The following is an 11,858-nucleotide window of genomic DNA, read 5'->3' as shown; positions in this document are numbered from 1 at the left end:
GAGACCGTCGTGACCGCTGACGCGCAGCGACGGCGCAGATTTTGGCAGATCCTGTTGTTCGCAGCGGGACTCCTGGTGCTGACCGTGATCAGCGCCGGCTCCGTCTACCTCGTCAACAAGGCGAGAGACGACAGCAAATGGGTGGTTCACACCATCGAGGCGGAGAACCAGATCAACGCCCTCCTGCTGGAAATCCGCCGAGCCGAGAGCACCGCTCGCGGCTACCTTCTGACACAAGGTGAGGATTTCAAGCTCGACCATGACAAGGCCGTCGCGGCCATCATCCCGGCTCTCGACAGGCTCACGCGCCTGATCGGCGACAATCCGGAGCAACGCCAAAGCATCGAGAAGCTGAGCGCGGCGATCGAGACCAGGCTCGGCCAGTTCGCGCAGGAGATGGACTTCATCCGGAGGGGCGAGCCGGAGAAGGCCGCAGCGCTGGTCCGCGAGATCGCCTCCACGGACACCACGGCCGCGATCGCCAATGTCGCGACCGGGATGATCCAGGAAGAAGAACGGCTGTTCCGGCTCCGAACGGTCAATTCGGACCGCAGCCAGACCCTGGCCGCGTCGATGACCGGCATCGGCTGCGGCCTCGTCGTGCTGCTGGCCCTCATCTCGATCTGGCTGGTGCGGCGCTCGGCCGGCGCCCGCGACGATGCCGAGGCGCGCCTGCGCGATGCCAATGTCAATCTGGAGGGCGTGGTCGACGAACGTACGGCCGATCTGCGCGAAGCCAACAACGAGATCCAGCGCTTTGCCTATATCGTCAGCCACGACCTGCGCTCGCCACTCGTCAACATCATGGGCTTCACCAGCGAGCTCGAAGAGCTCGGCGGCGACATTTTTCGCCGTATCGGCACCCTTACCCATGTCCCGGCCGACGGGCCGCCGCTGCCGGACGGCGAGATCGCGCTCGAAGGTCCCGACAAGCAGCTTTCAGCGGATTTCTCCGAAGCGCTGGGCTTCATCAAGTCGTCGATCGCCAAGATGGACCGCCTGATCTCGGCGATCCTCAATCTCACCCGCGAGGGCCGGCGCGAGTTCCAGCCGGAAAAGATCGACACCGCCGAGCTGATCGAAGCGATCGTATCGACGCTGGCGCATCAGGCCGCCGAGGCGCAGGCGGAGATCCATGTCGCACCCCTGCCCAATCTCGTCAGCGACCGCCTGGCGCTGGAGCAGATCTTCTCCAATCTGATCGACAACGCCATCAAATATCTCAAGCCCGGCGTCCCCGGTGAAATCAGAATTCGCGGGCGCACCAAGCTCGGCTACGCTATCTTCGAGATCAGCGATAACGGCCGCGGCATCGACCCCAAGGACCACCAGCGGATCTTCGACCTGTTTCGCCGCGCCGGAACCCAGGACAAGCCCGGTCAGGGCATCGGTCTTGCGCATGTGCGTGCACTTGTGCGTCGCCTCGGCGGCACCATGTCGGTATCATCGGAACTGAATACGGGCAGCACCTTCACCATCACGCTGCCCATCACCTGGAACGCCAGCAACCGGAACGCGGATCAATGACTCAACCCGTCAGCATCATCATGATCGAGGACGACGAAGGGCACGCGCGGCTGATCGAGCGGAACATCCGAAGATCCGGCGTCAACAACGAGATCATCTCCTTTGCCAACGGCACGGACGCGATGAAACATTTGTTCGGACCCGACGGCAGCGGGCTCGTTCAGAAAGGTAATGCGCTCCTGATCCTGCTCGATCTCAACCTCCCCGACATGACCGGGATCGACATTCTCAAGCAGATCAAGGAGAACAAATATCTGAAGGCCTCGCCCGTGGTGGTGCTGACTACCACCGACGATTCCCAGGAAATCAAGCGCTGCTACGAGCTCGGCTGCAACGTCTACATCACCAAGCCCGTGAACTACGAGAATTTCGCCAATGCCATCCGGCAGCTCGGCTTGTTCTTCTCGGTCATCCAGGTCCCGCCCGCCGCCCCATGAACCAGCGCATGCCCACACTGCTCTACATCGACGACGACGGGGCGCTTGCGCGCCTGGTCGATCGCGGCCTGACACGGCGCGGCTACAAGGTCGTTCACGCCGCGAGCGGCGAGGAAGGCCTCGAGCTCATCCGCCGCGCGGGCGCGCAGGACAGCATTGACGGCGGTATCGACGTCGTCGCGCTCGACCAATACATGCCCGGCCTCGACGGACTGGAGACGTTGGAGCAGATCATGGCGATACCGGGCGCGCCGCCGGTGGTCTTCGTCACGGCGTCGCAGGATTCCAGCATCGCGGTGACGGCGCTGAAAGCGGGCGCGGCCGATTATCTCGTCAAGGACGTCAAGGGCGACTTCATCCCCCTACTTCACGTCGCGGCCGAGGGCGCGCTGCGCCAGGCCGAATTGCAGAAGGCGCGCGAGGAAGCCGAAGCCGAGATCCACGCCTCGCGCGACCGCTACGCTGCTCTTGCAGCCGAACGCGAGCTGCTGTTGCGCGAGGTCAACCACCGCGTCGGCAACTCGCTGCAGATCATCGCCTCCCTGCTGCATCTGCAGGCAAGCTCCGCTGCGCAGGACGAGGTCAAGGCTGCGTTGACCAACGCGATGGGCCGCGTCGCCGCGGTCGCACAGGTGCACCGCCGCCTCTACACCTCCCAAGATCTGAAGAGCGTGGTCCTAAACCAGTATCTGGATTCGCTGCTCGAGGATCTCAGGCGTTCGGCCGAGGGCAACCGGATGTCGCGCCTGACGCTGAAGGCCGAACCGATCGAGATCGATCCGGACCGTGCGGTCGCCGTCGGCATCATCGTCAACGAGCTGGTGATGAACGCGGTGAAATACGCCTACCCTGACGGCGCCGGCCCGATCCATGTCGAGCTGACCTCGCAGGGCGACGATCTCCTGCTGTCGATCAGCGACGATGGCGTCGGCGACAACGTCAAGGCCGATCCGCGCTCCACCGGCATGGGCCAGCGCATCGTCGCAGCCATGGCCACCAAGCTCGACGCTTCGGTCGAGCGCGACCCCACCCATTCCGGAACCCGCATCATGTTGACGTTCCGCCGCGTACCGGCTGCCGCCGGCAAGCCGGCTGCTGCCGCAGCGAACTGATCCGCACGCCCATCGCAACCGCGTTGCGATCCTGCTATTATGGCGAGCCATGACTTCGCGCGACTCTGCCCCGTCTGAAATCACGCCAGCCGTGCTGCTGCGCGCCTATGCCTGCGGCATCTTTCCGATGGCCGAAAGCGCCGATGATCCGACCCTGTTCTGGGTCGAGCCGGAGTTGCGCGGGGTCATCCCGCTCGACGGATTTCGCGTGGCCTCGCGGCTCGCGCGCACCGTGCGTTCGGATGCATTCCGTGTGACCGTCAATACCGCCTTCAAGGCCACGATCGCCGGCTGCGCCGCGCCGCAGGCGGGGCGCGAGGACACCTGGATCAACAAGCGCATCCGCGACCTCTATGGTGGGCTGTACGAGCTCGGCCATTGCCACAGCGTCGAGGCCTGGCAGGGCGAGGACCTCGTCGGCGGGCTTTACGGCGTCAGCCTGGGCCGGGCCTTTTTCGGCGAGAGCATGTTCCACACCGCGCGCGATGCATCCAAGGTCGCGCTGGTTCATCTGGTCGCGCGGCTCATCCATGGCGGCTTCGAGCTGCTGGACACCCAATACGTCACGGAGCACCTGAAGAGTTTTGGCGCGGCCGAGATTTCGCGGCGGCGCTACACCGCGCTGCTCGACAAGGCGCTCGCGGGCGAGCCCGGCGATTTCCTGAGGCTCTCCGCCGGTGAAGCGATCCCGGGTGCACGCGCGCTCGAGATCATCGCCGCGCGCCAATAATCAGGGATATTAGCGGCCAACCCCCCGGAGATTTGGCCTAGCGGCCAAACCCGGGGATACCGAACAGACCCGGCCGCTGCTCGGGCGGCGGAGGTGGCGGCGGCGGTGCCGGCTGCTGCTGCTGGATCGGCGGCAGCGGCTGCGGCGGACGCTGCTGCACCTGCTTCGGCGCAGCCTTCTTCTGGGCAGGCGGCGGCGGTGGTGCCGGCTTGGTGCCGGGATCCGGTGCCGCGGTCGCAATCGTTTGCTGCGGCTCTTTGCAGTCGGTGAGCCAGATATCGTAGATCGGGTGCTCGACGCCGTGCAGGCCCGGACTTGCCGCGTACATCCAGCCCGAGAAGATGCGCTTCACCTCACCCTGCAAGGTGATCTCGTCGACCTCGACGAAGGCGTCGGTGTTGGCGGCCTCGGTCGCCGGCCGCGTGTAGCAGGCGTCGGTTTTGACGCGCAGCGCACCGAACTGCACGGTCTCGCCGATCTCCTCGTCGAAATTGATGATGCGCCCAGTGATCTTGTCGAGGCCGGAGAAGGTCGCCTTCTTGTTCACGATCTTCTGGGCCGGCGGCTCGGTGACCACCTCGTCGCCCGGCTGAAGGCTCGCCGGCGTCTGCGGGACTGCGCCGCCCGGCCCGCCCTTCTGCTGCGGCTGGCGCTGACCCGGCGCGCCTTGCGGATTGGGTGGAGCGACCGCGACGGACGGCGGCTGGTTTGGCGGAGCGGCGCTAGACCCTGGCGGCGGCGCCAGAGGCTGGGTCTCGACCGGTCCCGGCATCACATTGCCCTGCCGGCCCGGCGGCGGCGCCATCGGACGCGACGGCAGCACACGGCCCTGCGGCGGCAGCTCCGGCACCTCTTCGTCGTCGTCGGGGATCTGCGGCTGCGGTTGGGGCTGGCCACGCGGAATGGTGCCGGGCGGCCGCAATGGCGGCGGATCGGAGAAGATCGTGCCGATCTGCGCCTGCGCCGGCGTCGCAGCCGTCAGTGCGGTGGCGGCCAGAAGCGCCGCAAGGCCTGTCAGGGTAAATGTTCGAAACATCTCGCGCGGCTTCAACAGCGAATCGGGCTTGCTGGACATTCTACAGGGGATACCGCCGCTCGCAGGCCATCCGGTTAACACGGCGAATACGGCGGGGGAAGGGCGGCATCCCTGCCCTTCCCGGCCCGGTCTGGCCAGATCGGCCCCCGGATGGGATAGTCGAGCACTCCTCTCAGGGGTCAGGCGGGCATCGCCCCCGAAAACGACGTCCAACGAACAATCCGAAACCCGCAAGGTCACTCCCCCATGCCCGTCGTGCTCGATCCCGATGCCGCCGCCGTCTACAAGGCCTTCCAGGAGGCCGGCCGGCCCGCCTACGAGACCCTGACCGCACCGGAAGCGCGGGCCTATTACGCGCAGGCGCGCTTTGCGACCAATCCCGAGCCACCGGACCTCGCGCGCGTCACGCCGCTATCGATCCCGGCACCGCACGGCGCCATTCCCGCGCGCCTCTATGTTCCGAAAGAGCCGCGCCGGCATGATGGTTTGTCCCCGGCGCTGGTGTTCTTCCACGGCGGCGGCTGGGTGATCGGCGATCTCGATTCCCATGACGTCGTCTGCCGCCAGCTCGCCGACGCCGGCGCGCTGATCGTGATCTCGGTGGATTACCGCCTCGCGCCCGAGCACAAATTCCCCGCCGCCACCGATGACGCGATCGCCGCGACCAAATGGGTCGCCACCAACGCGCGCGAGCTCGGCATCGACGCCTCCCGGCTTTCGGTTGGCGGCGACAGCGCCGGCGGCAATCTCGCCGCAGTCGTCGCGCTCGCCGCGCACGACGGCAACGGTCCCGCGGTCGCGGGCCAGTTGCTGATCTATCCGGCGACCGATTTCGCCATGACGCACGGCTCTCACCGCGAACCCGAGACCAGCGTGTTGCTGACGCATTCGGTGATCCGCTGGTTCCGCGACCATTATCTCAACGGCGCCGCCGATATCCACGACTGGCGCGCCTCGCCGGCACGGGCAACAAACCTGGCCGGGTTGCCGCCGGCCTATGTGCTCACCGCCGGTGCCGATCCCCTGCGCGACGAAGGCGACGAATATGCCGAGCGCCTGAAGCAGGCCGGCGTCCCCGTGGCTACCAAGCATTATCCCGGTCAGTTCCACGGCTTCATCACGATGGGAAAATTGCTGCGAGAGGCCAATGTCGCCGTGAGCGAGATCGGCGCGTGGCTGAAAGGATTGGGCTGAAACGCCGTTCCCGATGCCGCCCGTTCTTCAAAGCATATTCGCCCTCCCCCTGCGCGGGCTGACATGGCTTGGCGGCCAAGGCACCCGCGCGGTGGCCGCCGTCGTATTCATCGCGCTCGCGGTGCCGTCGCTCGGGGCGTTGCTGCGCCCCTACGTCACCGAAGCGATCTTCGTTCTGCTCTGCATCTCCTTCATGCGGGTCGATCTCGCCGCGCTCTCAGGCCATCTGCGCCGGCCGGCGCTGGTCGGGACCGCGACCGTCTGGACCATGATCGGCGTGCCTGTGATCGTCGGGCTGATCGTCCATGTCACCGGGCTCACGGCGCGCGCGCCCGACCTTGCGCTCGCATTGATGCTCCAGAGCATGGCCTCGCCGATGATGGCCGCGCCGGCGCTGGCGGCGCTGATGGGCCTCGACGCCACGCTGGTGCTGGTCACGCTGGTGAGCGCGACCGCGCTGGTGCCGTTCACGGCCTCGCTGTTCGCGAGCCTGTTCCTCGGCGACATGCTCAGCATCTCGCCGCCTGCGCTCGGGTTGAAGCTGCTCGGCATCCTCGCCGCATCGCTGCTGGCCGCGACCGTGCTCCGACAGATCTTCGGCGCGGCCGCGATCCAGCGCCACAGGCAGCCGATCGACGGCTTCAACATCGTCATCCTGCTCGTCTTCGCGACCGCGATCATGGGCGACGTCGCGAGCGATCTCGTCGCCCGACCGGTCTCCACCCTCGGCTTCGCAGCTCTCGCCTTCGCGATCTATTTCACGCTGCTCGCTGTGACCACGCTGCTGTTCCGCCGCATCGGCTATGAACGCGCGCTGGCGCTCGGGCTGATGGTGTCACAGCGCAATCTGGGCCTGATGCTCGCCGCGACCGCCGGCGCGCTGCCGCCCACCACCTGGCTTTACTTCGCGATGACGCAGTTTCCCATTCACCTGGCGCCCTACATGCTGACGCCGATCGCGCGGCGCTTGACGGCGCGCGCACAGGCCTTGGGCGCCGCGGCGACCGGCGGCAAGGCTGCATCGGGCTGAACCAATCCGCAAGTCAACCGCTGGTGACCAAGCGAATGTCGTCACGCAGCGCGCCAATGTCCCTTGTGAATATCGAACTTCACGGCGCCTTCGTCGCGCATCTTCAACAGGAGCGATTGGCAGTCGTCCTGGTTCTTGATGTTCACGCGCTTCATGATGTCGAAAGTCTTCAGAGGTTTTTCGCGAAGGGCAATCAGAATCTTTTCTCGATCAGTCATTGGGGTTCCTTGCATCGGGATCAGCGACGGTACGTGTTGTACTGATCGCCTGCAACGGGTGACGCAAGGCCGGGGAATATGCAAGTCTGCTCACCCGCTCAAGCGGCCTCTCAAAATCGATGAAGTCTCCCTACCCGGCCCTTGCCGCGCGCCGCAGCGCCTGGGGCGGCTGGCCGAAGGCGCGGATGAAAGCGCGCCGCATGCGCTCGGGATCGCGGAAACCGGTCGCCTCCGCGACGAGCTCGATCGCCTCGCGCGAGGACTGCACGCGCTCGCGCGCGACCTCGATGCGCAATCGCTCGATCGCCTTCGAGGGCGTCGTGCCGGTCTCGGCGGCAAAGGCGCGGGCAAAATGCCGCGCACTCATGCCAGCGCGGTCGGCGAGATCTTCGACCGTCAAGCGGGCGTCAAGGTTCTCGCGCGCCCAGGACAGCAGCACGCCGAAGCGGCCGTTCGGCGTCTTCAATTCCAGAAGTGACGAGAACTGCGACTGGCCGCCACTGCGGCGATGATAGAGCACGAGCTGCCGCGCAGTGTCCTGCGCGATCTGCTCGCCGTGGTCCTCGGTGACCATCGCGAGCGCAAGGTCGATGCCCGCCGTGATGCCTGCCGACGTCCACACATCGCCGTCGCGCGTGAAAATCTGGTCCGGCTCGAACTTCACCTTGGGATAGCGCGCGACGAAATCCCGCGTGCGTCCCCAATGGGTGGTGGCGCGGCGGCCGTCGAGCAATCCCGCCTCGGCCAGCACATAGGCGCCCGAGCAGACGCTCGCCACCCGCACGCCGCGCCGCGCCAGCCGCTGCACGAAGGCGCGCGTCACCTCGCAGCGCGCGGCGTCCGTTACGCCCGCGCCTCCCGCCACGACCAGCGTCGTGATCGCATTCGCCGACTTGAAGTCGCGCGCCATCATCTCGACGCCGGACGAGCTGCGCACGGGCCCCGCGTTCACCGCCAGCACGCGGATCCCGGTCGTCGTCTTGCCCGTGCAGCGCGCCGCGATCTCGAACACCGAGATCGGGCCGGCCGCATCGAGCAACTGGAAGTCCGGGAAAATCAGGATGCCAATCATGGTCATGTCCGAAAGCGAGGGAAATATGCCATTTTGGACGGAAGGGCATCATGACAGGCTGCGTCCGTCAAGCTCATAATTGGAGGCTCTCATGTCATCCCCGCTCCAGATCGGTCTCTTGGTGTTTCCGCGCGTCACCCAGCTCGATTTCACGGGCCCTTTGCAGGTGTTCTCCTCCGTCCCGGGCGCAAAACTGCACTTGATCTGGAAACGGATCGAGCCGGTGCCGAGCGATTCCGTGCTGACGCTGACGCCGACCACGACCTTCGCCGACTGTCCGCAGCTCGACGTGATCTGCGTGCCCGGCGGCGGCGGCACCAACGATCTGCTCAATGACGAGGAGGTGCTCGGTTTCCTGCGCCGGCAGGCCGAGGGCGCCAAATACGTCACCTCGGTCTGCACAGGATCGCTGGCGCTCGGCGCCGCCGGCCTCCTGAGGGGCTACCGCGCCGCCACGCATTGGAGCGCGATGGAGATGCTCGGCTCAGTTCGGCGCGACGCCGACCAAGACGCGCGTCTGCGTCGACCGCAACCGCATCACCGGCGGCGGCGTCACCGCGGGAATCGATTTCGCGCTGACCCTGGTGTCGATCATGGTCGATCGCACCACCGCGGAGGCGATCCAGCTTCAGCTCGAATACAATCCGGCCCCGCCGTTCAACGCAGGCTCGCCCGATACCGCGCCCGCCGAGGTGCTGGCGCTGCTGAAAGAGCGTGGCGCGCAGGGCCAGGCGCGGCGGCTAGAGGCGGTGAAGCGTGCGGCTGAGCGGATGATGTAGCCTCCGCCGGCGTGTCCCCAACGCGGCGCTGCTTTATAGCCCCGATAGACCCGCACTGCTGACACGACGCTGTCAGCAGCTCTTCGCGACAATCTACGTCGCGCTCCTGCACCTCCATCCGGTCGGGCGCGCGGGAGGACTTGAGCATGACGCGATACCGGCTGCACTGCGTCGGAGCTTCTGGCAATTCCTTCAAGGTCGCGCTGTTCCTCAACTGCGCCGGCCTCGACTGGGAGCCGGTCGGCGTCGACTTCGCCGGCGGCGAAACCCGCACACCGGACTGGCGGACCGCAACCAACGCCATGGGCGAAGTCCCCGTCCTCGAGGCCGACGGCCGGCGAATGAGTCAGTCGGGTGCGATCCTGGCCTGGCTTGCCGAGACTCACGACATGTTCGGCCCGACGCGCGAGGAAGCATTCGAGGCGACGCGCTGGCTGCTGTTCGACAACCACAAATTCACGTCGAGCTTTGCCCAGCATCGGTTTCAACGCTGCTTCATGCCGGAGCCCGCTCATCCCGCAGTGCTCGCCTATCTGCGAGCCCGGACCGAAAGCGCCTTCGCGATCGTGGACAGGCACCTCTCCGACCGCAGCTTCATGCTGGGCAACCGGCCGACCATCGTCGACTTCTCCCTGTTGGGTTACCTGTACTATCCAACCGAGGAGACAGGTTTCGATCTTGCCGCGGCTTTTCCGGCCATTGATGCCTGGCGCCGGCGTGTCGCCGCGTTGCCTGGCTGGAAGGCGCCCTATGAGATGATGCCGGTCGGCAACTCACCGCGGCTTTATGTTTGAGAGGCCGCGCCAGCCGAAAAGCAGATCAAAGAAAAAGGCCGCCCGGTTTCCCGAGCGGCCTTTCCTGTCTTACGGCGGCTGCACATTTCATCGGGCGATTTTGGAGCTTCCAGACCGGGGGCCTATCTCCCGATCGAGTCCTGGTCGGCGGCCGCTGCATTTCGGGACAGTCGCGAACTGTTGCCCGAACCGAACGCGATGGTCTCCCATCTCCGTAAGATGCGACCATTGAGCCGCATCGCCCGCGTGGCTGCAATGCCCGCGCAGGACTCATCCCCGCTGTTCCCGCTGTCCACAGCAGCGCGAGGCGGATGCGGGTGCATCCACTCCCACGACAAGGGTTGAGACGGGAATCGGAAGCCTAGCTCGGCGTCCAGGGCTGGTAGTCGCCGGTCGCCTTCGGCCGCTTGCCGCTGGCGAGCGTCGAGCCCGAGGGACGGTAGGCGTTGGCCGTGCCGGTGAGGTTGGGCTGGTGCGGCTTTTCCCACTCGCGCGGCTGGTAGTTGTCCTGCGTCGGCGGCACGTCGACGGTGTGATGCATCCAGCCGTGCCAGGACGGCGGAATACGGCTGGCCTCGGCGTAACCGTTATAGACCACCCAGCGCCGCTCGAAGCCGAGCGCCGGGTCGATCACCCCGCCGCGGGTGCGATAATAGAGGTTGCCCTGCTCGTCCTGGCCGACCAGCTCGCCGTAGCGCTTGGTCCAGAGTTGGGTGCCAAACGTCTGGCCATTCCACCAGGTGAAGAACTTGAGGAAGAATTGTTTCATGCGGCAAGGGCCCTGCTTCGTCGGGTCCTGATGCCATCCGGACGTCGAAATGTCCAGTTCGGCGCGGGCGGCGCTGCCCCGCTGCGGATGCGGTCTCCCGGCACGGAACGCTGCCGCAAATCGGACGCGATCCGTTCATGCCGGATACAGCGTCGCCATGAGAGCCTGCCTCGCACGCAAACCCCCGTGATCCCAGGAACTCCAGCCCATTCATGGGGTTTGCTTCCGGGAAAAGGAGTTTTGATCATGAAAAGTCTGAAAGTCTTGAGCACGGCTGCGGCGGTCGCGTTGGTTATCCCGTTGGCGACGCCGAGCTTTGCACAAAGTCGGGCCTCGGTTGTCGGAGGCGGCGCACATATTGGCGGCGGAGGTGGCGGTGCCCACTTCGGCGGCGGTGGCGGTGGCGCTCACTTCGGTGGTGGCGGGGCTCACTTTGGCGGTGGCGGCGCCCGCATGGGCGGCGGCAATTTCGGCGGCGCGCGGATCGGCGGCGGCGGTGGCAATTTCGCCGCCGGCGCAGCGGTACGTCCCAGCGGTGGGAGCTTCGTAGGCGGCGCGAGCCGACAGGCCTTCTCGCCGTCCTACAGCGGTACACGCAGCGTCGCGACTGCCGGCAACTGGCAGGGCGGTAGCGGCAATTGGAGTGGTCGTCACTGGCATCATCGTCACGGCGGCGGCTTCTGGCCTGGTTTCGCCACGGGTGCTGCGATCGGCGGCCTCGGATCCTACGCCTATTACGGCGGCGGCTATTACAACGACCCCTACTACTATGGCGACGACAGCTACTATGATGAGCCGTCAGTAGCCGTGGTCCCCGATAGCGGCGGCGACTCCGCGGGCTACTGCGCGCAGCGCTACAAGTCCTACGATCCGGCGTCGGGCACCTATCTCGGCTATGACGGCCAGCGTCATCCCTGCCCGTAACACGACCTGCAACTGAAGAAGAAGGCGTCGCAGCGGTGCGGCGCCTTTTTCGCATGCGGGTGGCTCACCTGTTTCGCTCGCCTCGTGTTCGCCATCGGCGATTGTCGCGTACAACCGATGCGAGCGGACCTTTATTCACCGCACCGTGCATACCTACCCTTATCCAATCCCAAATTGACCCGACGCGCGATTCACCTGTATCAACTTGGCTATGGGGACTTCGATGACTGGGAAGT

The 11,858-nt window shown here is 66.0% G+C and carries 12 protein-coding genes and 1 pseudogene; 9 read left to right on the top strand and 4 right to left on the bottom strand.

Features of this window, described 5'->3' with window-relative positions; translation table 11 throughout:
• The first annotated feature begins 9 nt into the window (after window positions 1–9).
• The 4 genes from BRA1417_RS0122070 to aat are packed head-to-tail and all read left to right on the top strand — an operon-like array spanning window position 10 to window position 3,806.
• Window positions 10–1,527, top strand: coding sequence for a CHASE3 domain-containing protein (locus BRA1417_RS0122070; protein WP_027517686.1), 1,518 nt, complete (start codon window positions 10–12; stop codon window positions 1,525–1,527).
• A complete protein-coding gene (locus BRA1417_RS0122065) occupies window positions 1,524–1,964 on the top strand; it encodes a response regulator (RefSeq protein ID WP_007609730.1) in 441 nt (146 codons plus the stop codon). Before BRA1417_RS0122070 ends, BRA1417_RS0122065 begins: the two co-directional genes overlap by 4 nt.
• Window positions 1,961–3,076 carry a sensor histidine kinase gene (locus BRA1417_RS0122060; protein WP_027517685.1) on the top strand — a complete coding sequence of 372 codons (1,116 nt, stop codon included), beginning with the start codon at window positions 1,961–1,963 and terminating at the stop codon, window positions 3,074–3,076. Before BRA1417_RS0122065 ends, BRA1417_RS0122060 begins: the two co-directional genes overlap by 4 nt.
• A gap of 49 nt (window positions 3,077–3,125) precedes the next feature.
• Window positions 3,126–3,806, top strand: a complete 681-nt coding sequence (gene aat, locus BRA1417_RS0122055; RefSeq protein WP_027517684.1) for a leucyl/phenylalanyl-tRNA--protein transferase — start codon at window positions 3,126–3,128, stop codon at window positions 3,804–3,806.
• Between the two features lie 37 nt (window positions 3,807–3,843).
• Here the strand turns inward: aat and BRA1417_RS0122050 are convergent, their stop codons facing one another.
• Window positions 3,844–4,881 (bottom strand): DUF2155 domain-containing protein, encoded by a 1,038-nt coding sequence (locus BRA1417_RS0122050; RefSeq protein ID WP_027517683.1) that lies wholly within the window; start codon window positions 4,879–4,881, stop codon window positions 3,844–3,846.
• Between the two features lie 207 nt (window positions 4,882–5,088).
• Between BRA1417_RS0122050 and BRA1417_RS0122045 the strand changes: the two genes are divergently transcribed.
• Together BRA1417_RS0122045 and BRA1417_RS0122040 are read left to right on the top strand one after the other, a co-directional pair.
• On the top strand, window positions 5,089–6,036 hold the full coding sequence (locus BRA1417_RS0122045; protein WP_027517682.1) for an alpha/beta hydrolase: 948 nt from the start codon (window positions 5,089–5,091) through the stop codon (window positions 6,034–6,036).
• A gap of 13 nt (window positions 6,037–6,049) precedes the next feature.
• Window positions 6,050–7,066 (top strand): hypothetical protein, encoded by a 1,017-nt coding sequence (locus BRA1417_RS0122040; protein ID WP_027517681.1) that lies wholly within the window; start codon window positions 6,050–6,052, stop codon window positions 7,064–7,066.
• A 41-nt stretch (window positions 7,067–7,107) separates the two neighbouring features.
• On the opposite strand, the gene BRA1417_RS44885 is transcribed toward BRA1417_RS0122040, so the two are convergent.
• Entirely contained in the window at window positions 7,108–7,284 is a 177-nt protein-coding gene (locus BRA1417_RS44885) for a hypothetical protein (RefSeq protein WP_198034848.1), read from the bottom strand.
• 130 nt (window positions 7,285–7,414) lie between these two features.
• The gene (locus tag BRA1417_RS0122030; RefSeq protein ID WP_027517680.1) at window positions 7,415–8,356 is read right to left on the bottom strand and encodes a GlxA family transcriptional regulator; all 942 of its coding nucleotides are present in this window, start codon (window positions 8,354–8,356) and stop codon (window positions 7,415–7,417) included.
• A gap of 91 nt (window positions 8,357–8,447) precedes the next feature.
• On the opposite strand from BRA1417_RS0122030, the pseudogene BRA1417_RS40665 reads away from it, so the two are divergent.
• Window positions 8,448–9,135 (top strand): annotated as a pseudogene (locus BRA1417_RS40665) (DJ-1/PfpI family protein).
• Between the two features lie 146 nt (window positions 9,136–9,281).
• A complete protein-coding gene (locus BRA1417_RS0122010; protein WP_027517677.1) occupies window positions 9,282–9,929 on the top strand; it encodes a glutathione S-transferase family protein in 648 nt (215 codons plus the stop codon).
• Window positions 9,930–10,290: 361 nt separating this feature from the next.
• Here BRA1417_RS0122010 and BRA1417_RS0122005 read toward each other — a convergent pair whose 3' ends face one another.
• The gene (locus BRA1417_RS0122005) at window positions 10,291–10,698 is read right to left on the bottom strand and encodes an NADH:ubiquinone oxidoreductase subunit NDUFA12 (protein ID WP_027517676.1); all 408 of its coding nucleotides are present in this window, start codon (window positions 10,696–10,698) and stop codon (window positions 10,291–10,293) included.
• Between the two features lie 246 nt (window positions 10,699–10,944).
• On the opposite strand from BRA1417_RS0122005, the gene BRA1417_RS0122000 reads away from it, so the two are divergent.
• A complete protein-coding gene (locus BRA1417_RS0122000) occupies window positions 10,945–11,622 on the top strand; it encodes a BA14K family protein (RefSeq protein WP_027517675.1) in 678 nt (225 codons plus the stop codon).
• The last annotated feature ends 236 nt before the right edge of the window (window positions 11,623–11,858 follow it).

It is taken from the genome of Bradyrhizobium sp. WSM1417 (assembly GCF_000515415.1).
Classification (GTDB): domain Bacteria; phylum Pseudomonadota; class Alphaproteobacteria; order Rhizobiales; family Xanthobacteraceae; genus Bradyrhizobium.
Note: the sequence above shows the minus strand (reverse complement) of the source record. Positions and strands in the feature narration are given on the sequence as shown.